The 24,368-nt window shown below is 69.7% G+C and carries 22 protein-coding genes; 14 read left to right on the top strand and 8 right to left on the bottom strand.

The genetic code is table 11. The features are described from left to right. Positions 1 to 245: 245 nt before the first annotated feature. The gene (locus JI746_RS25860; protein ID WP_201693201.1) at positions 246 to 1,511 is read right to left on the bottom strand and encodes a hypothetical protein; all 1,266 of its coding nucleotides are present in this window, start codon (positions 1,509 to 1,511) and stop codon (positions 246 to 248) included. Continuing rightward, on the bottom strand, positions 1,508 to 1,924 hold the full coding sequence (locus JI746_RS25855) for a response regulator (protein ID WP_201693200.1): 417 nt from the start codon (positions 1,922 to 1,924) through the stop codon (positions 1,508 to 1,510). Before JI746_RS25855 ends, JI746_RS25860 begins: the two co-directional genes overlap by 4 nt. Before the next feature lie 159 nt (positions 1,925 to 2,083). On the opposite strand from JI746_RS25855, the gene JI746_RS25850 reads away from it, so the two are divergent. Next, complete coding sequence (locus JI746_RS25850; protein WP_201693199.1) at positions 2,084 to 4,561, top strand: sensor domain-containing protein; 2,478 nt, start codon at positions 2,084 to 2,086, stop codon at positions 4,559 to 4,561. On the opposite strand, the gene JI746_RS25845 is transcribed toward JI746_RS25850, so the two are convergent. Then, positions 4,530 to 5,276 (bottom strand): hypothetical protein, encoded by a 747-nt coding sequence (locus tag JI746_RS25845; protein WP_201693198.1) that lies wholly within the window; start codon positions 5,274 to 5,276, stop codon positions 4,530 to 4,532. The two genes, JI746_RS25850 and JI746_RS25845, sit on opposite strands and share 32 nt — an antisense overlap. A 264-nt stretch (positions 5,277 to 5,540) precedes the next feature. Here JI746_RS25845 and JI746_RS28305 point away from each other — a divergent pair, with 264 nt between their 5' ends. After that, complete coding sequence (locus JI746_RS28305; RefSeq protein WP_330893082.1) at positions 5,541 to 6,596, top strand: PAS domain-containing sensor histidine kinase; 1,056 nt, start codon at positions 5,541 to 5,543, stop codon at positions 6,594 to 6,596. After that, positions 6,593 to 7,234, top strand: coding sequence for a response regulator (locus JI746_RS25835; protein WP_201693197.1), 642 nt, complete (start codon positions 6,593 to 6,595; stop codon positions 7,232 to 7,234). Before JI746_RS28305 ends, JI746_RS25835 begins: the two co-directional genes overlap by 4 nt. Positions 7,235 to 7,288: 54 nt before the next feature. Here JI746_RS25835 and JI746_RS25830 read toward each other — a convergent pair whose 3' ends face one another. Then, entirely contained in the window at positions 7,289 to 7,594 is a 306-nt protein-coding gene (locus tag JI746_RS25830; protein ID WP_201693196.1) for a DUF2917 domain-containing protein, read from the bottom strand. A gap of 229 nt (positions 7,595 to 7,823) precedes the next feature. Here JI746_RS25830 and JI746_RS28400 point away from each other — a divergent pair, with 229 nt between their 5' ends. Further along, the gene (locus tag JI746_RS28400) at positions 7,824 to 10,970 is read left to right on the top strand and encodes a transglycosylase domain-containing protein (RefSeq protein WP_201693195.1); all 3,147 of its coding nucleotides are present in this window, start codon (positions 7,824 to 7,826) and stop codon (positions 10,968 to 10,970) included. Positions 10,971 to 11,042: 72 nt separating this feature from the next. Here the strand turns inward: JI746_RS28400 and JI746_RS25820 are convergent, their stop codons facing one another. Together JI746_RS25820 and fnr are read right to left on the bottom strand one after the other, a co-directional pair. Then, on the bottom strand, positions 11,043 to 11,255 hold the full coding sequence (locus tag JI746_RS25820) for a CsbD family protein (protein ID WP_201693194.1): 213 nt from the start codon (positions 11,253 to 11,255) through the stop codon (positions 11,043 to 11,045). A 127-nt stretch (positions 11,256 to 11,382) separates the two neighbouring features. Continuing rightward, positions 11,383 to 12,105, bottom strand: coding sequence for a fumarate/nitrate reduction transcriptional regulator Fnr (gene fnr, locus JI746_RS25815; protein ID WP_201693193.1), 723 nt, complete (start codon positions 12,103 to 12,105; stop codon positions 11,383 to 11,385). A gap of 172 nt (positions 12,106 to 12,277) precedes the next feature. Between fnr and hemN the strand changes: the two genes are divergently transcribed. Both hemN and JI746_RS25805 read left to right on the top strand, forming a co-directional pair. Beyond that, positions 12,278 to 13,663 carry an oxygen-independent coproporphyrinogen III oxidase gene (hemN, locus tag JI746_RS25810; RefSeq protein WP_201693192.1) on the top strand — a complete coding sequence of 462 codons (1,386 nt, stop codon included), beginning with the start codon at positions 12,278 to 12,280 and terminating at the stop codon, positions 13,661 to 13,663. Further along, positions 13,663 to 14,343, top strand: a complete 681-nt coding sequence (locus JI746_RS25805; RefSeq protein ID WP_201693191.1) for a sulfite exporter TauE/SafE family protein — start codon at positions 13,663 to 13,665, stop codon at positions 14,341 to 14,343. Before hemN ends, JI746_RS25805 begins: the two co-directional genes overlap by 1 nt. Positions 14,344 to 14,363: 20 nt before the next feature. On the opposite strand, the gene JI746_RS28300 is transcribed toward JI746_RS25805, so the two are convergent. Further along, entirely contained in the window at positions 14,364 to 16,043 is a 1,680-nt protein-coding gene (locus JI746_RS28300) for a HAMP domain-containing histidine kinase (protein ID WP_201693190.1), read from the bottom strand. 159 nt (positions 16,044 to 16,202) lie between these two features. On the opposite strand from JI746_RS28300, the gene JI746_RS25795 reads away from it, so the two are divergent. After that, positions 16,203 to 16,682 (top strand): HugZ family pyridoxamine 5'-phosphate oxidase, encoded by a 480-nt coding sequence (locus JI746_RS25795; RefSeq protein WP_201693189.1) that lies wholly within the window; start codon positions 16,203 to 16,205, stop codon positions 16,680 to 16,682. 22 nt (positions 16,683 to 16,704) lie between these two features. On the opposite strand, the gene JI746_RS25790 is transcribed toward JI746_RS25795, so the two are convergent. After that, positions 16,705 to 17,382 carry a c-type cytochrome gene (locus JI746_RS25790; RefSeq protein ID WP_201693188.1) on the bottom strand — a complete coding sequence of 226 codons (678 nt, stop codon included), beginning with the start codon at positions 17,380 to 17,382 and terminating at the stop codon, positions 16,705 to 16,707. 110 nt (positions 17,383 to 17,492) lie between these two features. On the opposite strand from JI746_RS25790, the gene JI746_RS25785 reads away from it, so the two are divergent. From JI746_RS25785 to JI746_RS25755, 7 genes are all read left to right on the top strand, one after another. Beyond that, on the top strand, positions 17,493 to 18,215 hold the full coding sequence (locus JI746_RS25785; protein WP_330893081.1) for a sulfite exporter TauE/SafE family protein: 723 nt from the start codon (positions 17,493 to 17,495) through the stop codon (positions 18,213 to 18,215). 70 nt (positions 18,216 to 18,285) lie between these two features. Then, positions 18,286 to 19,704, top strand: a complete 1,419-nt coding sequence (locus JI746_RS25780; RefSeq protein ID WP_201693186.1) for a homospermidine synthase — start codon at positions 18,286 to 18,288, stop codon at positions 19,702 to 19,704. A 203-nt stretch (positions 19,705 to 19,907) separates the two neighbouring features. After that, entirely contained in the window at positions 19,908 to 20,876 is a 969-nt protein-coding gene (gene murQ / locus JI746_RS25775) for an N-acetylmuramic acid 6-phosphate etherase (protein ID WP_201693185.1), read from the top strand. 238 nt (positions 20,877 to 21,114) lie between these two features. Next, positions 21,115 to 21,684: a helix-turn-helix domain-containing protein gene (locus JI746_RS28395; RefSeq protein WP_201693184.1), complete on the top strand. Its 570-nt coding sequence runs from the start codon at positions 21,115 to 21,117 to the stop codon at positions 21,682 to 21,684. Further along, a complete protein-coding gene (locus JI746_RS25765) occupies positions 21,576 to 22,031 on the top strand; it encodes a sensor histidine kinase (protein ID WP_201693206.1) in 456 nt (151 codons plus the stop codon). Before JI746_RS28395 ends, JI746_RS25765 begins: the two co-directional genes overlap by 109 nt. Then, complete coding sequence (locus JI746_RS25760) at positions 22,028 to 22,657, top strand: response regulator (protein ID WP_201693183.1); 630 nt, start codon at positions 22,028 to 22,030, stop codon at positions 22,655 to 22,657. The genes JI746_RS25765 and JI746_RS25760 overlap by 4 nt, the downstream gene beginning before the upstream one ends. A gap of 139 nt (positions 22,658 to 22,796) precedes the next feature. Next, positions 22,797 to 23,915, top strand: coding sequence for an ABC transporter substrate-binding protein (locus JI746_RS25755; protein WP_201693182.1), 1,119 nt, complete (start codon positions 22,797 to 22,799; stop codon positions 23,913 to 23,915). Positions 23,916 to 24,368: the final 453 nt, after the last annotated feature.

Genomic DNA, 24,368 nt, shown 5'->3' with positions numbered 1-24,368 from the left:
TTCCTGCGCGACCAGGAAGAAAGCTGCCGGTGGCGACGATGTCGACACCGCCAAGCCGACTTCGATGCCCTTCAGCCGGGGCTATTCGGGTGAGCCGAACGGTTTCCGGACACCAGTGCGCCTACGCGGGGATGACGGCCTTGCCTCAACGCGGCTTCGCCTCACCGTGCGGCTTCGCCTCAACGCGCGGCTTCGCCTCAACCGGACCCCGCCTAAACCCGTCTTCGCCTCAACCTGCCATCACCTCAAACGCTCTTCACCAACTCGAACAACACCGTCGGCGGCAATTCCGCGGTGAGCTGGTCGCGGCCGACCTTGGGCGTTTCGAAGCGGTCGAAGCCGCTCAGGTGGAACGACGGCACCTCGCGCGTGATCTCCACCAGCGGGCAGCGATGGTCCCCGCCCAGCACGTCGCGCCGGAAGGCCGACACGTCGTCGTGCGGCACATCCCACGCGGCGACCAGCACGCTCGGCCGCGCGTCGGCAAGAACGGCACGCGCCTGCAAGGTGTCGCCCGCGGCGCGCGCGGCGATGCCCATCTTGCGCAGGGCGTCGACCGCCTCGCCGCGCAGGCGCTCGTCCTGCGCCAGCACCAGCACCCAGCTCTCGTGCAGCGACGCGGCGGATTCGCCGTTCGCATCGGTGAGCTCCAGGCAGGCGATGCCCTCGGTGCTCAGGAAGGTGTCCGGGAAATCGACGGTGAGCAGCGCCGCGCCATCCTCGCGCGTGCGCAACACCTCCAGGTTGGAAGAGGCGGCGATCTGGCGCAGCAGCATCCAGTGCAGGCCATCATTGACGCGGCGTCCGCGCGGCCGCACCGTCCAGCCGACGCCACCGGGGTGCGGGTTCTGCGCCGCAGCGGGCGTGTCCACCCGCACCCTGAGTTGCGCCGGGCCGCGGAAGGCGGAAGCACCGAGCATGAAGTGCAGCTGCTTGCTGAAGCCCAGGCCCCAGTCCAGGACCGCGTTCACCAGGCCGATCGCCACCGGCGGGTCGAGCAGCACGTCCACCGGCTGCAGCTCGGAGCTCACGCAGGCGCCTGCCGCCTCGATCTCGGTGCTGCGCTCCTGCAGCACGTGGGCCACGAGCTCGGCCAGGTCGACGCGCTCGCGCGACTGCCGGATCCGCCCGCCGGCCAGGCGGGTGATCTGCTGCGCCCGCAGGCTGGTGCCGCGCAGCTGGTGCATCGCGTCGCTCAGCACCCGCGCCTCGCTGCGGCGCAGGCGCCCGGCGCCGACCAGGTAATTGAGCGCGCGCAGCAGCAGGTTGCTACTCTCCACCGCCTGCTCGGACAGCGCCGCCACCAGGTTGGGCCACTGCTGCTGCATGGACCAGGGCGCATTCGGGTCGGCCGGCGCGAAGCCGCCCGGAGCGTCGGACCAGCGGCGGCCGCCGGCCGGCGCGAGCGGGGCGGCCGGCGCCGCTGCCGGGGGACTGGCCTGCACGTGCTGCGCCGGGGCAGCTTCCGGCGCGACGAGCGCAAAGCCGGGGAATTCCAGGGGATGGCTCATGGAGGATCTCCGGTGGGCTGCAGGGGTGCAGGCTGCGTGCCCATGACGCCGCACAGGTGGGAGCAGTAGTCCACCAGTGCGTCGATTTCGGTGGACTTGTCGAACACGGCGTCCACGCCCAGCTGGGCGCAGCGCTTGCGCACGCTCGCGTTCACGTAGTTGCTGAAGATGATGACCTTCTGGCCGGAGCGCGCGCGCTGGACGCGCTGCACCAGCCGCATGCCGCTGCCGCCCTTGAGGAACAAGTCGACGATCAACATGTCCCACCCGGTGTGCTGCGCGAGCCAGCCGAGCGCGCCTTCCTCGGTCGTGCTGCGGCCGACCACCTTGACGCAGGTGAGTTCTTCCAACGCGCCAACGAGGTTCTCCTGGATTTCCGGGTTGTCCTCGACGAGGAAGACTGCGAGTTCCACAGCGGGCAAGTTGGTAAGGGTTGGTGTCAAGGCGTAAGGCACTCTAAGCGCTCAGCCACATCGCTTGTCCGGATGGGCCTCGCGTGCGCATGTAGGAGAGTGCCTACGCCCGGCCCCGTGCTGCGCGGGGCGCCCGTAAGATGCGCAACAGGGAATTCAATGCAATCGGTCATCGCGCACAACGCAGGGCATCTGTTGGAACTGGTGGAACGCTGCGTGTTCCTGGGCTTCTGGCGCTTCGATGCCCGCCAGGGCCGGCTGTACTGGTCGGAGCAGCTCGCGCGCCTGCACGGCGCGCCGCCCGGCTACACGCCGACTTTCGCAGACGCGATGAGCCATTACGCCGAGGAACACCGCCCGGAGCTGGAGGCGCGCATCCGGGCCTGCCGCGAGCAGGGCACTCCCTTCGACGTCGAGGTGCAACTGAATTCCATGCAGGGCAGCCACACCTGGGTGCGCTGCGTGGGCCAGCCGCTGCGCGATGCGCAGGGGGAGATCATCGGCACCGAAGGCGTGGTGCAGGAGATCGCGCCCGCCGGCTACCAGCCCGGCACGCTGATGCGCCACACCGTCGGCATGGGGGGCGCGCTGGGCGGGACCGAAGCCTTCGCCACGATCGACCGCCAGGGCCGCATCAGCTACGCCAACGTGCAGGCCGAGCAGCTGCTCACGCCCGGCGGCGAGCCGCTGGTGGGGCGCAAGATCTGGAGCTTCTTCCAGAAGCGCGCCCGCCTGCGGCTGGAGGAACGCTTCCTGCACGCGCTGGAACAGGGCGAGGGGCTGGAACTGGAGGAAATGGATGCGCAGGTGAGCCACTGGCTGGAGCTGCGCGGCTTTCCCTTCGGCGCCGGGTTGGCGCTGCACCTGCGCGACGTCTCGGCGCGGCGGCAGGCGCAGCAGCACCTTATGCTGCTGGAAGGCAGCATCGCGCGCCTGAACGACATCGTCATCATCACCGAGGCCGCGCCGTTCCGCGCCCCGGGCCCGCGCATCGTGTTCGTCAACGAGGCCTTCGAGCGGCGCACCGGCTACACCCGCGAGGAGGTGATCGGCCAGTCGCCCCGCCTGCTGCAGGGGCCGAACACCGAGCGCGCCCAGCTCGATCGCATCCGCGCCGCCCTCGAGCAGTGGGAGCGGGTGCGGGTCGACCTGGTCAACTACACCAAGGGGGGCGAGCCGTACTGGGTCGACCTCGACGTGTCGCCGGTGTGGGACGACACGCGCCGCCTGACGCACTGGGTCGCCGTCGGCCGCGACATCACGGAGCGCAAGCGCGACGAGGAGAAGATCCAGTACCTGGCCTTCTACGACCCGCTCACGCAGCTGCCGAACCGCCAGATGCTGCTCGACCGGCTGAACGAGGCGGTGGGTCGCAACGTCCAGGGTCGCGACGGCGCGCTGATGTTCATCGACCTGGACAACTTCAAGGTGCTCAACGACACCCTGGGCCACCAGAAGGGAGACCTGCTGCTGCAGCAGGTGGCGCGCCGGCTGCGCCATTGCGTGGCCAAGGGCGACCTGGTGGCGCGCCTGGGCGGCGACGAATTCGTGGTGCTGCTGGAGAACACGCCGGAAAAGCCGCTCGATCCGCTCACCGCCGCCCAGGTGGTGAGCCAGCGCATCCTGCAGGCGCTGGGCGAGCCCTACGTGCTGCCCGGCTACCTGCACCACAGTACCTGCAGCATCGGCGTGACGCTGTTCGGCAAGGCGCCCTCCAGCGTGAGCGAACTGCTCAAGCAGGCCGACCTGGCGATGTACCAGGCCAAGGCCGCGGGCCGCAACGCGGTGCGCTTCTTCGACCCCGAGATGCAGGCGGTGGCGAGCGAGAATGCGGCGCTGGCGGCGGACCTGCGCTCCGCCTGGCGCGACAACCACCTGAACATCGAGTACCAGCCGCAGGTGGGCATGGACGGCCGCATGACCGGCGTCGAGGCCCTGCTGCGCTGGGAGCATCCCGGCCGCGGGCCGGTGCAGCCGGAGCACTTCATCCCGACCGCCGAGGAAACCTCGCTGATCATCCCGATCGGGCACTGGGTGCTGGAAGCCGCCTGTGCCCAGCTCGCGCTGTGGGCCCGCCGGCCCGATCGCGCGCACCTGAGCATCGCGGTCAACGTGAGCGTGCGGCAGTTCCGCCATCCGGATTTCATCGACGAGGTCATGAGCTGCGTGCGGCGCGCCGGCGTTCCACCCGGCAAGCTCAAGCTGGAACTCACCGAAAGCCTGCTGGCGGACAACCTGGAGTCGGTGATTGCCAAGATGCGCAACCTCAAGGAAATGGGGGTGCGGCTGTCGGTCGACGACTTCGGGATCGGGTATTCCTCGCTGTCCTATCTGAAGCGGCTGCCGATCGACGAACTCAAGATCGACCGCGGCTTCGTGAAGGACATCCTCACCGACGGCAACGACGCGGCGATCGCCGGCACGATCATCGGCCTGTGCCGCAACCTCGGCCTGGACGTGATCGCGGAGGGGGTGGAAACCGAGGAGCAGCGCCAGTTCCTGGCGCGCCAGGGCTGCCACCGCTACCAGGGCTACCTGTTCTGCAAGCCGCTGCCGATCGAGGAGCTGGAGGCCTTCATCGCCCGCGTCGAGGGCGAAGCCGGGATCACACCGGAACCATCTTCAGCGGCGTCGTGACCACCGCGCGCGGCAGGCGCAGCACGATCGTCTGCCGGTGGCGCACGAGTTCCACCCGGTGCTGCGTGGCGAGCGCCTGCACTTCCGGCCACGACAGCGGTGCCTCGCCCGATTCGTGCAGCTGCGTGAAGGTGCCTTCGGGCTGCGGCTGGTATTCCACCGCGATCACGCCGTGCGGCGATGAGGCCTCGGTGCGCACCGCGATCTCGCCGGGCCCGGGGGCGGCGTCCGCCAGCGTCAGGATGGCGGCCGCAAGCAGGAAGCGCACGGCGCTGCGGGACACCTCGAATTCGCCTTCGGCCATCTCCGGGCGCAGGTCGAAGCCGCGGAAGTTCAGGCTGGTGGACAGCAGGCGCACGACTTCGGACACCCCTTCGCGCAGGCCGATGTTGTCGTCCTCGCCCGGTTCCATCCACGTGCACACCTCCAGGCAGCGCGCCACCGCCTGGCGCGACAGGCGGTTGAGCTTGGAGACGGACGACTGGAGGTCTTCCGGGGCGACGGCGCCGCGGTCCATGCGCGCGCTCAGCGCCTCGGCCATCATGCCCAGCGACTGCAGGTGCACCACCATGTCGTGGCGCAGCGGCGGCGTCAGGCGCCGCAGTATGTCGTGCTGCGCCGCGCGCGCCAGGCTGCGCAGGCGCTGCGGCGAGCTGTCGACGGCGACGGCGGGCGTGGCACCGGAGGTTTGGGTGAGGGGGTCTTCGATGGCCAACACTGTAGGGGGAACAAAGTCCGGGTTGGAGCCCAGTCTGGAACGCGGGTTCCGCGCGCGATGTCAGGGCCGTGCGGGCTGGCATGTAGGACCACTGCCGCACGCGCGGGCCCTCGTCACATCGTTGGCATGCCAACGACGGCCGCAGGTCCTAGCGCATTTCGCGCCGGCGTCAAGCGCAGGGACCCTCGGCGCGTTCCGCGCCCGCCGAGGTCAAATGGCCGGGTTGTGCTGTAATTTGGATGTCATGACAGGTGATCTTCAGTGACCCTTTCGCTCCTTTCCGATGCCAATGCCGCCCAGCGCCTCTCCGGGTTGCTCGAATCCGCCATGGACGGCATCATCAGCTGCGACGACACGCAGCGGGTGGTGCTTTACAACAAGGCCGCCGAAAAGATCTTCGGCTGGTCGGCGGAAGAAGCGCTCGGGCAGTCGCTGGAAATGCTGATCCCCTCCCGCTACCACCGGCTGCACTCGCAGCAGGTGCGCCGCTTCGGCGCCACCGGCACGACCTCCCGCCGCATGGGCGACAACACCGTGCTGTATGGCCGCCGCAAGAACGGCGACGAGTTCCCCATCGAGGCCTCGATCTCGCAGCTGAACACCCCGGAAGGCAAGCTCTATACGGTGATCCTGCGCGACATCACCGAGCGGGTGCGCGCCCGCGACGAACTGGCCGCCTTCGCCGCCGAATCGGCCGGCGTGCGCGAGCAGGAGAAGTCCCGCATCGCCCGCGAGCTGCACGACGAACTCGCGCAGTCGCTCACGGCGGCCAAGATGGACGCGATCTGGCTGCGGGACCATGTCCCCGGCGACCCGGAGGCGCAGGGCAAGATCGCCACGATGCTCTCGATGCTGGATACCTGCGTCGCCTCCACGCGCCGCATCGCCGCCGACCTGCGCCCGCTGGTGCTCGACGACCTCGGGCTCGTGCCGGCGCTGGAATGGGTGGTGCAGAACTTCACCCAGCGCACCAGCGTTCCGTGCGAGCTGATCGTCGACGAGGAACTCGAACTCGAGGAGCCGTTCGCCACCGGCGTCTTCCGCATCGTGCAGGAGGCGCTGCAGAACGCGGCCAAGCACGCCGAGGCCCGGCAGGTGGAAGTGGAGATCCGCACCCACGGCGACTACCTGCTGCTGCGGGTGCAGGACGACGGCATCGGCTTCCGGCCCTCCGATCCGCGCAAGCCGCAATCGCTGGGGCTGGTGGGCCTGCGCGAACGCGCACAGCTGATGCGCGGCGAGCTGCGGGTCGACAGCAGCCCCGGCGCCGGCACCCGGGTCGAGGCGAAGATCCCCACCGTCAAGGTCGACGCATGATCAGGATCGTGATCGCGGATGACCATGCGATCGTTCGCGAAGGGCTCAAGCGCATCGTGGGCGACGCCGAGGACCTGAAGGTCGCCGGCGAGGCCGCCGACGGCACCGAGGTGATGAAGGCGGTGCGCGAGCTCGAGTTCGACATCCTGGTGCTGGACCTGTCGATGCCCGGGCGCAGCGGCATGGAGCTGATCAAGCTGGTCAAGTCCGAGAAGCCGAAGCTGCGCATCCTCGTGCTGAGCATGCACCAGGAGACGCAGTACGCCGTGCGGGCCATCAAGTCGGGGGCCAGCGGCTACCTCACCAAGGAGAGCGCGCCGGCGCAGCTGCAGCAGGCGATCCGCAAGATCGCCGGCGGCGGCGCCTACATCAGCGCGGAAGTCGCGGAGCAGCTCGCCCTGGGTGCCATGCCGGGCGGGGACACGCTGCCGCACGAGAGCCTGTCGGACCGCGAGTTCGAGGTGTTCCGGCTGCTGGTGGGAGGTGAGGCGGTGTCCGATATCGCCCACAAGCTGAACCTGTCCGTCAAGACGGTCAGCACCCACAAGGCGAACCTGATGCAGAAGCTGGGACTGAGCAACCAGACCGAGCTGGTGCGCTACGCGCTCAAGCACGGGCTGACGGATCCCCTGAGTTGAGCGTCGGGCGTTGGGCGTCGAGCGTGGGGGCAGTTCACGCTCACCGCCCAACGCTCAACGCTCAACCTCTTCCTCGAACTCCACCACGCAGTTGCCCTTGAGGGCATGCAGCGTCATGCGGCCGCTGCGGTCCGCGGTGTAGCTCTGCGGCGCCTGCAGCACCACGTCGCGCGGGTCGCCATCGTGCGTGATCCACGCTTCGCCGTCGCGGCAGTGCACCGTCATGCGGCCGCCGCACGGGAATTCGCGGGTGGTGCCCTGGCGCACCTGCGCCGCCGACCAGCGTGTCACGCGCCGGGGAGCGGGGGCGCCGCCGAACAGGCGGGCGATGAACGAGGTGGGCTGGGCGTCGTGCTGCATAGGCCGCGCATCTTGCGCCGCGCCGCCTGCCGCCGGCAGTGACACCGGGCGCGAAGCGCCGTCGGACGGCTCCGGGCACGGCCGTACGCCGGCGGCGACAGCCGCTTGCGTCGCGTCATCCGCGCGGGTCATGGATACGCGGCAAAGCCACCTTTGCCATGCGCAACCGTCCTACAGTCGGGCCACCGCTCGCCCGCCCTAATTCCTGCACCTTACGAGGAACACGGACATGAAGAGAGCGAACGAGGGAGACACGAACCGCGCGACATCGGGCCCGCGGCGCATCGCGCAGGCGATCCGGCGGCATCCCTGGCGCACGGCGCTCGCCGTGCCGCTGGCCGTGATGCTGTACACCGCGGCGCTGATCCCGTTCACGCCCAGCATCGGCGACATCAGGAAGGCCAAGCAGGAATCGCCGTCGGTGGTGCTGTCGGCCGACGGCACGGAACTGGCGGTGTTCAAGCGCGCCAACCGCGACTGGGTGAAGCTGGCGGACATCTCGCCCAAGGTCACGCAGGCGCTGCTCGCCACCGAGGACAAGCGCTTCTACGACCACCATGGCATCGACGTTGCGCGCACCGCCAAGGCGGTGATGAACACCCTCACCGGCGACGTCGAAGGCGGCTCCACCATCACGCAGCAGCTCGCGCGCAACCTGTACCCCGAGCAGATCGGGCGCGAGCAGACCGTCACGCGCAAGCTCAAGGAAGCGATCACGGCCCTGAAGATCGAGGCGGTTTACAGCAAGGACGAGATCCTTGAGACCTACCTGAACTCGGTCTCCTTCCTGTACAACGCCTGGGGCATCGAGATGGCCGCGCGGACCTACTTCGACAAGTCCGCCAAGAACCTCAACGAGCTGGAAGCGGCGACGCTGATCGGCATGCTCAAGGGCACGGCCTACTACAACCCCGTGATGAACCCCGAGCGCGCGGTGCAGCGCCGCAACACGGTGCTGGCCATGATGGTCAAGGAAGGCAAGCTGGAGGAGGCGCGCTACGAACAGCTCAAGGGCCAGCCGATGAAGCTCGATTTCGAGCGCGTGCCCGACACCGAGAACGCGGCGCCCCACTTGGCGCGCTACCTGCGCCGCTGGCTGACCGAGTGGGCCGACCAGCATGACTACAACATCTACGCCGACGGCCTGGTGGTGAAGACGACCATCGATTCGCGGCTGCAGGAGATGGCGACCAAGGCGGTGGAGCGCCAGGCGCAGGCCCTGCAGGCGGTGGCGGACGTCGAGTGGAGCCGCAGCGGCCTGGTCGCCCTGGGCACCGACCCGAACAACTACGTGGCCGCGCACGGCAAGTACGCGCCCTTCGAGTACTTCTGGAACAGCAACCCCAACCTGGTGAAGGCCTGGATCAAGGACTCCGAGGAATACAAGGCGGCGCGCGAGCAGGGGCAGAGCGAGGAGCAGGCGCTCAAGGACCTGCAGGCGAACGCGGAATTCATGCGCGCGCTGCGCCGCGACAAGACCCGGCTGCAGGCCGGCTTCATGGCGCTGGAGCCGCAGACCGGCGCCGTCAAGGCCTGGGTGGGCAGCCGCGACTTCGAGCAGGACAAGTTCGACCACGTCTCGCAGGCCCGGCGCCAGCCCGGATCCACCTTCAAGCCCTTCGTCTACGGTGCGGCCTTCGAGATGGGCCACCAGCCGAACGAGACGCTGATGGACCAGGCGGTGGAGATCCAGATCGACCGGAACAAGGTCTGGCGCCCGACCGACGTCGACGGCCCGCCCTCCGGCCAGCCGGTGACGCTGCGCGACGGCCTCGCCCGGTCGATGAACACGATCACCGCGCAACTGATGCAGCAGGTGGGGGCCTCGCGGGTGGCGAGCCTGGCCCGGGCGATGGGCGTGCGCCAGAGCAAGCTGGACGAAGTGCCTTCGCTGGCGCTGGGCACCAGCCCGGTGACGCTCAAGGAGATGGTCACGTCCTTCGGCACGATCGCCAACGGCGGCAACTACATCGAGCCGCAGATCGTGACGGCGGTGGAGGACCGCGACCACAACGTGCTTGAAAGCTTCGCGCCCAAGGCAGCGGAGCCGGCGTTGAACAACCAGGCGGCGCTGACGCTGCTGGACGTGATGCGCGGCGTGATCGACTACGGCACCGCCGCGGGCCTGCGCGCCCGCTTCGGCCTCACCGGCGACCTGGCCGGCAAGACCGGCACCACGCAGGACAACACGGACGGCTGGTTCATCCTGATGCATCCGCAGCTCGTGGCCGGTGCCTGGGTGGGCTTCAACGACAACCGCGTGACCATGCGCAGTTCCTACTGGGGGCAGGGCGGCCACAACGCGCTGCTGATGGTGGGCGACTTCATGCAGCAGTCCACACGCGCCAACCTGGTCGACGCCAAGGCCGCCTTCGCCGCCCCGCGCATGAAGGACCAGGAGAAGCCGCTGGTGGACCGCATGGGCGACTGGTGGAACAGCGTCTTCAACATTCCCTCCTCGCCCGAGAACGCGCCGGAAGTGGCCGCGCTGCCCGAAGTGAAGCTGGACCCGCCGGTGCTCGAGCCGCCGCCGCAATCGGTGACGGCCGTGCCGCCGCCGGATCCGCTGCCGGCCCCGGCCCCTGCGGTGAGCCCGGATGCACCGGTGCTCGTGGACAACCAGCCGCAGCGCGTGCCCGCCTTCCCGCGCCCGCTGGAGCAGCCCGCGCCTGCCCGCCCGGTCGACAGCATCGCCGGCACCCAGGTGTACCGCACGCCGGGCGCCACGCCGCGCAATGCGCCCGATCCCAGCCTGCCGGCCGACGTGGTGCGTGGGCCGTCGCAGGCGACGGCTCGCGGCGGCCTGCCCGGCTCAAGCTCCACGCCCGGACTGGCGGACAGTGGCGTCGGCACCAGCGCCATGGGCGCCGCGGGCAGCGCATCCGATGGCGCCTTCGGCCGGTCCCAGTCGGGCAGCCGCCGCGGCGACACGACGGCGACGACCGCGATCGGCAGCCGCACCGATGCGACGGCGACGACGGCCAGCGGCAGCCGCAGCGATACGACGGCCACGACTTCGAGCGGCAGCCGCCCCGACACGACGGCGATCACTCCGCGCGCGAACCGCAACGACGGCACGGCAGCGAGCGCCGGCAGTCGCCCCGGCGGCCTTGCGCCCATCTACGATGGCGACGCCTCGACCAGCAGTTCGTCGACCAGCAGTTCGTCGACCGGCAGTTCGTCGACGGGCAGTTCGTCGACCGGCGCTTCCTCCACCAGCAGCAGCGCGGCGAGCAATACCTCCGTCAGCGGCAATGCGGCCGGTGGCAGTTCGTCGCTGCCCGCTTCGTCCAGCACCGATGCGTCCTCGGACGCCCCGGTCAGCACGGCGCCGGTGGGCGAAGCCACCGGGAGCGCGGGCACGCCTGCGCAATAGCGTTCGACGTCCACGAAAAAAGGCCGGGACCCAGGGTCCCGGCCTTTTGCGTTCGGAGAGGACGCGATAGCGTCAGAGGCCGCGGCGCGTGCTGCGTTCGCGCCGGATCTCGCGGTCCTCGCGCAGGTCTTCGCGGGCGTTGCCCACGCCTTCCTGCACGCGGCCCTTGATCTCGCGGGCCTGGCCCTTCGCCATCGTGCTGTGGTCGCCGGTGGCGCGCCCCACTTCCTTCTTGATGGTGCCGGTGACCTGGTTCGTCACCCCCTTGATCTGCTGCTTGTTCATGCCTGGGCTCCTGTGAGTCATGGATGACTCCTATCTTGGGCCGGGGCGGCGGTGCGCAAAGGAGATCAGCGCGGCAACGCGGGTCCGCTGTTTCCTACAGCAGAGGACATCCCGTACGCAGGCTCGGCTAGAAACCCGTGCCCGGCTGCGCGAGCAGGCCGCGCAGGCGGTCCACGTCGACGATGCGCACGTGGCGCTGGTGGACCTCGATCATGTGTTCCTCGGCGAAACGCGAGAAGGTGCGGCTCACGGTTTCGAGCTTCAATCCCAGGTAGCTGCCGATCTCCTGCCGCGTCATGCGCAGCACGAGTTCGGAGCGCGAGAAGCCGCGCGCCTGCAGGCGCTGCACCAGGTTCAGCAGGAAGGCGGCGAGGCGTTCCTCCGCGCGCATGGTTCCGAGCAGCAGCATCACGCCGTGCTCGCGCACGATCTCGCGGCTCATCACGCGGTGCAGGTGGTGCTGCAGCGCGCCGACTTCGCGCGAGAGTTCGCCGATGCGGTCGAAGGGCAGCACGCAGACTTCGGCATCTTCCAGCGCCACGGCATCGCAGGTGTGGTGGTCGTTCACGATGCCGTCGAGGCCGACGATCTCGCCGGCCATCTGGAAGCCCGTCACCTGGTCGCGCCCGTCCTCCGCCGTCACGCAGGTCTTGAACACGCCGGTGCGGATCGCGTACAGCGCGTGGAACTTCTCGCCGTTGCGGAACAGCGCCGTCTTGCGCCGCACCTTGCGCCGCGAACTGATCACCTCGTCGAGGCGTGCCAGGTCCTCGTCGCTCAGGCCGATCGGCATGCACAGTTCGCGCAGGTTGCAGTTGGAGCACGCCACCTTGATGGAGGCGGGGCTCAACTTCGACGGCGCGTCTTCTTTGGCAACAGGGGACATGAGGATGGACACTTTCCAGGCGCTTCGGGGGCTTGCGGTAACGTAAATTGTCGGGGCCGGGTTTTCCCCCCGGTTGACTCAGATCAACTGGCCCCGGGGTGGCGGGCCGCACGATAATCGCCAGAAAAGACGCACCATGACCACGACCATCTCACCCGATCTGCTGCGCAAGTACGACGTACCCGGCCCGCGCTACACCTCCTACCCGACGGCGGACCGCTTCGTCGAGGCCTTCGGACCGAGCGACTACGTGCAGGCCCTGGCCCAGCGCCGCGAGGGTCCCGCCGCCATGGCCGCACCGCTTTCGCTGTACGTGCACATCCCGTTCTGCGAATCGCTGTGCTACTACTGCGCCTGCAACAAGATCATCACCAAGCACCACGAGCGGTCGGGGCCCTATCTGCGCTACCTCAGCCGCGAAGTGGAACTGCACACCGAGGTGCTCGGCACCGGCCAGCCGGTGAGCCAGCTGCACCTGGGCGGCGGCACGCCGACCTTCCTGTCCGACGACGAGCTGCGCCAGCTGATGGACCTGCTGCGGCGCAACTTCGCGATCGCGCCGGGCGCGGAATGCTCGATCGAGATCGATCCGCGCACCGTCACCGCCGAGCGCCTGCAGCTGCTGCACGACCTGGGCTTCAACCGCATCAGCTTCGGCGTGCAGGACTTCGACCCCGACGTGCAGAAGGCCGTGCACCGCGTGCAGCCCTACGAGCAGGTCGCCGCGCTGATGGACGACGCCCGCCGCATCGGCTTCGATTCGGTCAACGTGGACCTGATCTACGGCCTGCCCAAGCAGACGCCGGAGTCCTTCACGCGCACGCTGCAGCAGGTTTCCACGCTGCGTCCCGACCGCATCGCTTTGTATGCGTATGCGCACCTGCCGGAGCGCTTCAAGCCGCAGCGCCGCATCATCACGGCCGAACTGCCGGGCGCCGGCAACAAGATCTCGATGCTGTCGCAGGCGCTGGCCGCCTTCATCAGCGCCGGCTACGTCTACATCGGCATGGACCACTTCGCGCTGCCGAACGACGCGCTCGCCGTGGCCAAGCGCCAGGGCCGCCTGCACCGCAACTTCCAGGGCTACAGCACGCAGGCCGACTGCGACCTGATCGGCCTGGGCGTCTCGGCGATCGGCAAGGTGGGGGCCACCTACAGCCAGAACGCCAAGACGATGGACGAGTACTGCGACATGCTGGACCAGGGCAAGCTGCCCGTGGTGCGCGGCCTGGCGCTGTCCCGCGACGACCTGGCCCGGCGGGCCGTGATCATGGCGCTGATGTGCCAGGGGCAGGTGGTGTTCGAGTCGATCGAGCTGGCCTGGCTGCTGGACTTCAAGAGCTACTTCGCCGCCGAGATGGAGCAGATGCGCCAGCTCGAGGAACAGGGCATGGTCGTCGTCGACGAGGAGGGCATCCAGGTCACGGCGCAGGGCTGGTTCTTCGTGCGCGGCGTGGCGATGCAGTTCGACAAGTACCTGCAGGCCGACCGCAACCGCTCCAGGTTCTCGCGGATCATCTGATGAATTGGGGTCTCGCCGGGACCGCCTTGCTGATGGGGCTGGTCGGCGGTCCGCATTGCCTCGCGATGTGCGGCGCTGCCTGCGGCGGCGTGGTCCGCGGCGTCGGCGCAAATCCGGCGCGCGGCATGTGGACCTTCCAGGGCGGCCGCCTCCTGGGCTACAGCATCGCCGGCGCTGCCGCCGGCCTGGCCGTCCAGAGCTTTGCCTGGCTGTCCTCCCACACGGCAGCCCTGCGCCCCGCGTGGACGCTGTTCCATCTCGCCGTGCTGGCCTGGGGCCTCATGCTGCTCGCGCAGGCCCGCCAGCCGCAGTGGGTGGAAAGCGCCGGCCGCGGCGTGTGGCGCAAGGTGCGCCCGCTGGCCCAGCGCCGCGGCGGCCTGCTCGTGACGGGCGCGCTGTGGACCTTCATGCCCTGCGGGCTGCTCTATTCGGCGCTGCTCGTGGCTTCACTCTCGGGCGGACCGCTGCAAGGCGCGCTGAGCATGGCGCTGTTCGCTGTCGGCAGCGGCATCTCGCTGGGCCTTGCCCCCGCCGCCCTGCGCAAGCTGCAGGACATGGGCAACCACCTGCGCAAGGACTCCGGCACCCGCATCGCGGGCGGGCTGCTGGCCGCCACCGCCGCCTGGGCGCTGTGGATGGACGTGGCGCACCGCGTCGCGGAGTGGTGCGGGCTCGCCTGAGCCGGCGGCGAACAGCCGCTTCAGCCCTTGGTCGGCGACCAGGCCGGCAAGCGGATCTCGATACCGCTCGGCGCGAGATCGAGCTGGCCTCCGAGGGGCTCGATGCGCCGGCGCGCGGAGGCCAGGCGCGCGCTCTCCGGCAGCACGCGGCAGGCAACCGCGTTGGGGCCGCATTCGCAGGCGAGCTGGATGCGGATCTGCCCCTCGAGCGCCGCCGTCGTCACGACGATGCGGGTGCCTGCCGTGCCGCCGCAGCGCGCGCAGTTTTCCTCCAGCGCGTGCAGCAGCCCCATGAAGACTTCCGTCAGGTGATCGGGAATGGCCTCGCAGGCCAGCAGCCCGGTGCCGGCCCGCAGCTCGATGGGCGTGCCGCCGAAGCGGCGGTCGAAGCGCAGGAACTGGCAGACCGAGCGCAGCAGCTGGTTGATGTCCAGCACCTCGGGCGTGTCGCTGCCGGCGGTGGCGAAATCGCTGATGCGCCGCGTCATCGACGCGATGCGCGTCGTCTGCTGCACGATCATGTTCGGGACCTCCGGCTGCACGTCGGTGGGCGCCCGCCAGTGCGCTATCTCCTCCGCCAGGCCGGAGATGATGGCCAGCGGGTTGCCGACTTCATGCGAGATGTTCGCCGCCATCGCGGCCATGGTCGCCATCTTGTCGCGATGCCATTCCTGCTCGCGCTGGGCCAGCTGTTCGCGCGAGCGGGCCTCCGTGTCGATGATGCGCTGCGCGTTGCGCATCAGGTAGAGCAGGGCCAGGTAGACCGCCGCCAGCACGAGCGCGCTCACGATCAGCAGCCGCGTGGAGGCCTGCTGCATGGTGGCTTCATTGCGTTGCGCGGCCTGCTGCACGCGTTCCTGGTTGCGCGCCGTCACGTCCACCAGCCGCGCGGTGCCGGCTTCGAGCTGGTGCAGCAGGGGCGTCACGTCGGAGTAGATCTCGAACACGCCGGCGATGCCGCCGCCCGGCATCTCCACCGGGACGTAGCTCTGGATCAGGTCGCGGTCCTCCACTTCGCCCTCGAAGGCACTGAAGCGGTTGCGGTGGACCAGCTCGGTGGCCGGGTGCCCCGCGGCGGCGGCGCGCCAGCCGCGGTTCTCCGACTTGTCCTCGCCCACCTGCGCCAGCTCCGAGGAGTAGACGGTGAGCCCGCGCAGGTCGTAGACCTTGATCTTGAAGACACTCGTGCGCCGCATCAGGCTACGAACCGGTGCGTCGATCTCGGTGAAGCCGGGCAGCCCCGCGACCAGCCGCCGCAGCCCGGCCACGCAGCCGGCCAGCGCCTGCGTGCCGCCCTGCGCCTCCAGGGCGGGGGCGCGGCAGCGTTCCACCGGCACGGCTTGCGCGCGCGCCACCAGCGGCGCGAAGTGCGATTGCCACAAGGCGTTGGCGAACACGTGCGCCAGCGTCACGTGGCCGGCCTCGTGGACCGCCACCAGGTTGGCGCGGCCGGCTTCCTTCTGCTCCTGCAGCAATTGGGCCTGCACGGTGGCGAGGAAGCCGCCGTGCTCGCGCTGGGCGGCGGCGAACAGGCGCTGCTCGCCGGCCTCCAGCAGGTACAGGACGACGGCCAGCACCGCGAAGGCCACCAGGCTGGTGGCGGTGAAATAGCGGGTGAGCTGGAAGGGACGCCCGTCCCCCGCCGGGCGCAGGGCCCGCATCAGGAATCGCGGCAGGGCGCCACCGGGCACGGTCGTCACGACCCCCAGTCTACTGGAGGGCTTGCCGCTCATCAATGCGAACCTCGGCACTCGTATTGAGGAAGATCATCCGCACGGGATAGTCGTCGTGTAATCTGCGGCGCCGGGTCGCGCGACCCGCGAAAGGAATGCATCCGTGCCGATTCGACAGGTGGCGCAGTGAATGCCGTCCAGGCCCAGGCCATGCGGCACCTGCTGGAGCGGCAGGACGTCGCCGCGCTCGGCACGCTGCACAAGGGCGAGCCCTTCGTCTCCATGGTCCCTTACGCGCTGGCGCCGGGCGGCCACGGCTTCGTGATCCACGTGAGCCGGCTGGCCACGCACACGAAGGACATGGAAACCGATCCGCGCGTGAGCCTGCTGGTGATGGACGAACGCACGAGCGAAGTGCCGCCGCAGGCGCTGCCCCGCGTGACGGTGCAGGGCGACGCCCGGCCCTGCGCGCCCGACGCACCCGTCTACGCAGCGGCGCGCGAGGCCTATCTCTCGCGCTTTCCCAACAGCCAGGAGATGTTCGGATTCGCCGACTTCTCGCTGTTCGTGATCGCGCCGCGTTCGCTGCGCGTGGTCGGCGGCTTCGCGCAGGCGTGGTCGGTCACGGCGGCCGACTACGCGCGCTTCATGGCCGCCGGCGGCTGAACTCCCGGCCGGGCGCGGGCCCTCAGCGCAGGGTGGCGATGTAGGCCACCAGGGCCTTGATGTCGGCGTCCGTCAGCCCCTTCGTCGACTTGAACATCTTCTCGTCGGTGCGCAAGTCGTTGTCGCGATAACGGCGGATGCTCGTGTCCAGGTAGGCCGACTGCTGGCCCGCGAGGCGCGAACTCTTCTCGCTGCCGGCGCCGTTGTCGCCATGGCACTTCCTGCAGATGTTCTCGTACAGGGCCTTGCCCTGTGCGGCCTGCGCGGGGTCGCTCACGCCCTGCGGCTTCGGGATGGGCTGGCTGGTGTAGTAGACGGCCACCGCGAAGCGTTCGTCGTTGCTCATCGCCTTCACCACCCCTTCCATGAAGAACGCGCCCTTGCGGCGGCCGTCGTGGAACTTGTTCAGCTGGTTCAGGACGTAGACGGTGTTCTGGCCCGCCAGGTTGGGCACGTCGGGCCGCACGCTCTGGCCCGAGGCGCCGTGGCAGTTGGCGCAGAAGGTGGCGAGCTTCGCGCCCTGCTTGTAGGCCTGGTCGTGGGCCTTGGCGTCGGCCCTGGCGGCCGCCAGCTTGTCCTGCGCCCAGGGCGGCAGGACGGCGGCGCCGTTCGCGAGGTCCGCGGGCGCGGCGACGGGCTCGGCCCACGATGCGGCGCCCAGCGCCAGGGCGAGCAGGCCGGCCAGTACGGAAAATTTCATGGCCGAGATCATGCAGACCGGAGCCGCGCCTGTTGTTGAGAAGCGTCAAGTGGGGCGCGGCACCGCGGGTGCCTTGCCGCGCGTGCGGCCGGGCTCCAGAATGCGCGCCGGTGGAATACCTGTTCGTCCTCGTCGTCGGCCTGGGCGCCGGCACGCTGGGCGGCGTGATCGGCACCGGCTCCTCGATCGTGCTGATGCCGGTGCTGGTGATTCTGTTCGGGCCCCGGCAGGCCGTGCCCATCATGGCCATCGCCGCCATCATGGGCAACGCCGGCCGCGTGATCGCCTGGTGGCGCGACATCGACTGGCCCGCGTGCCTGGCGTATTGCGCCACCGCCGTGCCCGGTGCGGTGCTCGGTGCCAGCCTGCTGCTTTCCATCCCGCCCGGCGTGGCCGAACTCGCGCTGGGCGTGTTCTTCCTGTCGCTGATCCCGCTGCGGCGCTGGCTCGCGCACCGGGCGATCCGGCTGTCGAAGTGGCACCTCGCCTGGCTCGGGGCGCCGCTCGGACTGCTCACGGGCCTGGTCGTCTCCACCGGCCCCCTGACCGTGCCGCTCTTCACCTTCTACGGCCTGGAGCGCGGCGGCCTGCTCGGCACCGAGGCGGCCGCGTCGATCGGCATGTACGGCTCCAAGGTCGCGGCCTTCCAGGTGCTGGGCGCGCTGCCCGCGTCGGTCGCGCTCGATGGCGTGATCGTCGGCTCCTCGCTGATGGCGGGCTCCTTCCTCGGCCGCGCCATCGTGCTGGCGCTCACGCCCGGCGCCTACCGGACGCTGGTCGACGGCCTGATGCTGTGCTCGGGCCTCACGCTGCTCTGGGCCGCCGTGAAGTAGCGGATTCGCGGACCCCTCGCGAAGCACGCTTGCGGTAGTCTCCCGCGACACGCGCAGGGCAGGGAGCGGCATGGGTGTTTCGCGCAGGCTGGGGTCGTTCACGGGCCGGGTGGTGGTGCTGGGGTTCGGCAGCATCGGCCAGGCGGTGTTGCCGCTGCTGTTCGACAGCTTCGGGATAGCGCCGTCGCAGGTGCGCATCGTCACGGCCAGCCACGACGGCGCCGGCATCGCACGCGCCCTGGGCGTCGAGCTGCGCGTGCAGCCGCTCACGCAAGCCAACCACGAGGCGGTGCTGGCGCCGCTGCTAGGCGCCGGCGACCTGCTGCTGAACGTCTCGGTGGACGTCGCCACGCTGGCGCTGGTGCGCTTTTGCCAGCCGCGCGGCGTGCTCTATCTCGACGCCTGCTGCGAGCCCTGGGCCGGCCGCTACGTCGATCCGGAGCTGCCGCCGACGCAGCGCTCCAACCATGCCTTGCGCGAAGAGATGCTCGCGTTCCGGCGCGAGAATCCGCGCGCGCCGACGGCCTGCATCACGCAAGGCGCCAATCCGGGGCTGGTCTCGTGTTTCGTCAAGGAGGCCCTGCTGCACATGGCGGCGGAGCTGCGGCTGGACCTCGCACCGCCAGCCTCGCGCGAGCAATGGGCCGCGCTGGCGCACCGGCTGGACGTGAAGGTGATCCACATCGCCGAGCGCGACACGCAGGTGGCCGAGCCGCGCAAGCGCCGCGGCGAATTCATCAACACCTGGTCCGTCGATGGCTTCGTCGACGAAGGCCTGCAGCCTTCGGAGCTGGGCTGGGGGACCCACGAGCGGCACTGGCCCGCCGACGCCCTGCGCCACGGTTACGGCAGCGACGCCGCGATCCTCCTGAACCGGCCCGGCATCGCCACGCGCGTGCGCAGCTGGACGCCCCTGCAGGGCGCGATGCAGGCCTTCCTCGTCACGCACGGCGAGTCGGTTTCCATTCCCGACTACCTGACGCTGCGCGAGAACGGTGCGGTGGTGTACCGGCCCACCGTGCACTATGCCTACCACCCCTGCGACGACACGGTCGCCTCGCTGCACGAACTGGCCGGGCGCAACTGGCAGCTGCAGCCACGCCAGCGCATCATCCGCGACGAGATCGTCGAGGGCATGGACGAACTGGGCGTGCTCCTCATGGGCAACCGCCGCGGCGTGTACTGGTACGGATCGCGCCTCACCATCGCGCAGGCCCGCGCGCTGGCCCCCTGGAACAACGCCACGTCGCTGCAGGTGGTGGCCGGGCTCCTGGGCGCGCTCACGTGGGCGCTGCGCCATCCCGATCGCGGAGTGGTCGAGGCCGACGAGATGGACCACGAGGTGATGATGGACGCGGCGCGTCCGTACCTCGGCGAGGTGGTGGGCGTGTGGGGCGACTGGACGCCGCTGGCCGGCCGCACGCGCCTGTTCCCGGAACCCAGGGACGCCGACGATCCCTGGCAGTTCCTCAACTTCCGCGTGACCTGAAGGGCATCCTGCCCCTGCAGAAAAGCCGCTCGGCAGGCTGAGCGGTTCCACCCGGCGGCGCGCATGCGCCTGCGTCGATGGCACTGCCGTTGCCGCGGCGTGCTGTCGCCCCGCCAGGCCCGACACCGATTGGGTCGGGGGTCCTACAGCGATGACCCTTTGGTGGCGCGAGGATCACATCACCTCTACCATGGGACATCCACATGCCTGACGTGAAGCTGGAGCCCGCCCCTACTGCCATGGACGTTGCGCGCAAGCCCAACCCGAGCGCGAAGCCGCCACTCGACGCGCGCCTGACCGAACAGCGCAATCCGCGCAGCCTGCGCATCGACCAGATGTCGTCGCTGGAGATCGTCGACCTGATCAACGCGGAGGACCGCCTGGTGGCCGCGGCGGTGAGCGACGAGCGCGAGCGCATCGCCCGCGCCCTCGACCTGGTGGTCGAGAGCTTCCGCAAGGGCGGTCGCCTCGTCTATGTCGGTGCCGGCACCTCCGGCCGCCTGGGGGTGCTCGACGCCTCCGAGATGCCGCCCACCTACCGCACCGAGCCCGACCTCGTGCAAGGCGTGATGGCCGGCGGCTACGAGGCGCTGCTGCGGGCGCAGGAAGGCGCCGAGGACATCCCCGAGGACGGCGCGCAGGCGATGGACGACCGCGCGATCGACGGCCGCGACTTCGTGCTGGGCATCGCGGCTTCGGGCACCACGCCCTTCGTGCATGGTGCGCTCCAGCGCGCCCGCGAGCGGGGCGCGCGCACCGGTTTCCTCCTGTGCACCTATCCCACCGAGGAACTGCTGCAGACGCACGACGTGGTGATCGCGCCGCTGGTCGGGCCGGAGGTGGTCACGGGGTCGACGCGCATGAAGGCCGGAACGGCGACCAAGATGGTGCTGAACATGATCAGCACCGGCGCCATGGTGAAGACCGGCAAGGTCTACGGCAACCTGATGGTGGACCTGCAGGTCACCTGCCAGAAGTTGCAGGATCGCGGAGAGCGCATCCTGATCGAGACGCTGGGCGTCTCACGCGACGAAGCCACCCGCCTGCTCGAAGCATCCGGCGGCCACGTGAAGACCGCGATCGTGATGTCGCGGCTGGGCCTGGATGCGGAGGCGGCGCGCCAGCGGCTGGAGAAGGCCGGCGGCTCGATCGCCTCCTTGTTCGGCCGTTAGCTTTTTTCTCCCTCTCCCTCTCCCTCTCCCGCTTGCGGGAGAGGGTTGGGGTGAGGGTGCCGGGTGAGGGCGCAATGCTTCCGCTGTTCGGTCCGCGGCTTCGCGCGCCGACGACCTCGAAAGACCGGCCCCGCCGTCGCGGTCCCGCTCCCGCGCAGCCCCCTGCCGTCACCCCCGCGAAGGCGGGGGGCGGTCTCAACCGGTCAATGCAACATGATTCATGTTGTGAAAGGCCGGAATGACATCGAGAAAAGATCGAGGGCTGGAGCCCGAGCAGAACGCCGAGATGTGGCGTCGCTGGAAGAACGGGGAATCCCTCCGGGCGATTGGCGCGGCGATCGGCCGCGATAGTGGAACGATTCACTGGCACATCAAGCAGCGCGGCGGCATTTCGCCGCCTGCCAGGGTGCGTTCGCAGCGGCATCTGACATTGGCCGAACGCGAGGAGATCTCGCGCGGTCTGGTGGCGGGCCGGTCGCTGCGCAGCATCTCGAGTGACTTGGGGCGTCCCGCCTCCACGATCAGCCGGGAGGTCAAGCGCAACGGGGGGCCACAGGCGTATCGGGCAGCTTCGGCCGAGCAGTCGGCGTGGACCAGAGCGGCACGGCCCAAGACGTGGCGGCTTGCCCGCAATGAACCGCTTCGCAAGGCCGTGTCCGAGAAGCTGCAGGAGGACTGGGCGCCGCAGCAGATCGCAGGGTGGTTGAAGAGATCCCGCGCCTCGCGCCGATGGAGCTCGAGACGCTGGGGCTGGGGGAAGCCATCGCCGGCCTGCTGGAGCGCTCGCGCGCCGCGCACCCCTCGGTGACCATCGAGCAGGAGGTGCACGAGCTGCCCGCGGCCCTCTCGCCGGCCGCCCGCCTGGCCGCCTACCGCATCGTGCAGGAAGGGCTGACCAACGCCTTGCAGCATGCGTCGGCGCGGCGCGTGCGGGTGCAGGTGCTGGCCGAGGGCGAAGCGCTGGTCGTGCGGGTGCTCGACGACGGCATCGGCCCGCCGCCGGACTGGAGCCGGCCGGGGCACTTCGGCCTGCGCTGGCTGGGCGAGCGGGCGGACGCGCTCGGTGGCGAACTGGGGCTGGCCTCGCGCGCGGGGGGCGGTACCGAACTGCGGGCGCGGCTGCCGCTGTCGCCGGCGGAGGCGCAGGCCGCATGATCCGCGTGATGCTGGTGGACGACCACGCGGTCGTGCGCATGGGGTTCCGCATGCTGCTCGCCACGGCGCAGATGGAGGTGGTGGCCGAGGCCGAGAGCGGCGAGCAGGCCTGCCGCGACTATCCGCAGGTGCAGCCGGACGTGCTCGTGATGGACATCTCCATGCCCGGCATGGGCGGGCTGGAGGCGATGCGGCGCCTGCTGGCGCACAGCCCCGAGGCACGGGTGCTGGCGCTGTCCGCGCACGATGCCATCCCCTACGCCCATCGCGCGCTCACGGGCGGCGCCCTGGGCTACCTCTCCAAACGCAGTGCCCCCGATGCGCTGATCGAGGCGGTGCGCGCGGTGGCGCGCGGCGAACGCTACATCGACGCCGCCCTGGCCCGGCGCATGGCGCTGGCGCAGGTGGAAGGCGAGACCAACCCCTCCGACGTGCTCACCGAACGCGAATTCGCCGTCTTCATCCAGCTCGCGCAGGGCAGCACGGTGCCGCAGATCGCGGAGCAACTCAAGCTCGCGAGCAGCACGGTGGGCACGCACCTGTACAACATCAAGCAGAAGCTGCGGGTGGCCAACCAGGCGGAGCTGACGCTCATCGGGCTGCGCTGGGGACTCATCCAGCCGTGAGGTTTGCCGCGCCGGCGGCCACTGGAGTGTCGCGAGCGCCCGACACTTCGGGTGAACCCTGAGCCTCAATGGCAGAGCTGTCCACTAGCGTGCCGGTGTCGCCACCTGAATTCACAAAGAAGAGAGGGGAGTTTCCCGTATGACCGTTTTCAACGCGGCCCGCACCGGCCGTGCCCTTGCCGTGCTCGTCGCCATGGCCCCGGCCTGGTCCTTCGCCGACATCCTGCTTGGCCACTCCGGCGACCTGTCCGGTACCTCCGCCGCGCTCACCAAGGACTACCTGCGCGGCATGAATGCCTACTTCGACGATGTCAATCGCAAGGGAGGCATCCGCGGCGAGAAGATCAAGCTGGTGAGCATCGACGACGGCTTCAGCCCCGACAAGACCGCCGCCAACACCCGGTCCCTGATCGACCAGGGCGCGCTGGCCCTGGTGGGCTATCGCGGCACGGCCAACGTGCAGAAGATCCTGCCGATCCTGCAGGAGGCCGGCATCGCGCAGATCGGCAACACCAGCGGCGCCAAGTCGCTGCGCGACCCGTACATCGAGGGTCTGTTCCACCTGCGCGCCAGCACCTCGGACGAGATCGAGGCCGCCGTCAACCACGCCTGGACGATCGGGATCACGCGCATCGCCGCCGCCTACCAGGACGACGCCTTCGGCAAGGAAGGCCTGGAGGCGCTCAACGCATCGCTGCAGAAGCGCGGCAGCCAGGCCGTGGCGCTGGCGCCGGTGCCGCGCGGCACGGTGGACGTTGCCAAGGCCATCGAAACCGTGGGCGCCGCGCAGCCCCAGGCCGTCCTCTACATCGGCCAGTCGAAGCCGGCGGCGGCCCTGATCCGCGGCCTGGCGGCCAAGGGACTGCGGGCGCAGTACTTCGTGCTGAGCGTCGCCTCCGGCCTGCACGCGGACCTCGGCGAAGATGCTTCCGGCGTGATCGTCAGCCAGGTCGTCCCGTACCCGTTCACCGAACTGGGCAACCCGGTGGTGCGCGAGTACCAGAAGACGATCTCCGGGCTGGACGACAAGAAGTTCAGCTACAACAGCCTGGAGGGCTACCTGAACGCCAAGCTGGTGGCCAACGCGCTGCAGAAGACGCCCGCCCCCCTCACGCGCGCCAAGCTGATCGCGACCCTCAAGGGCCTGACCAACGAGGACCTGGGCGGCTTCGCCATCAGCTACGGCAAGCAGAGCAACCTCGGTTCGCGGTTCGTCAAGCTGACCATGATCCGCAAGGACGGTACGTTCGCGCGCTGATCTGCGGCGCCTTCGCGAAGGCTGGAACACGCAGCGCCCGCTTCGAAGTGCGGGGTCCGTCGCGGCAGGCGCTGCGCGGTGCGGGCCCGCGGAGCATCGGTCGGCGGCTTCGCGCGCCGACTTCCCTGAAAGGACGCTGCCGGCGGCGTCGCGCACCACAACTCGTCTGAAGTCGGACCGCTCGCGGTCCGACTTCAGACTCAGACAAGTGGTGCGAAAAGCTAGAGACGTACGCGGGCTCGCATCGCTGCGCTGCGTAGCCCGCTCCGCCGCCGGCAGCATCCTTTCAGGCGATTGCTCCTGATTGCGGGCCCACACCGCGCAGCGCCTGCCGCGACGCGCAACCGTGCGGCTCCTGCGACGCTCGCAGGGGGCAGCCCTCTCCCGCCCGCGCGGCTCAGGACCAGGACGGGTCCCTGTCCGACTCGGCGACATAAAGGGGGAGGCGCGGGC

The sequence above is a fragment of the Ramlibacter alkalitolerans genome, from assembly GCF_016722765.1.
GTDB classification, from domain to species: Bacteria; Pseudomonadota; Gammaproteobacteria; order Burkholderiales; family Burkholderiaceae_C; genus Ramlibacter; species Ramlibacter alkalitolerans.
Note: the sequence above shows the minus strand (reverse complement) of the source record. Positions and strands in the feature narration are given on the sequence as shown.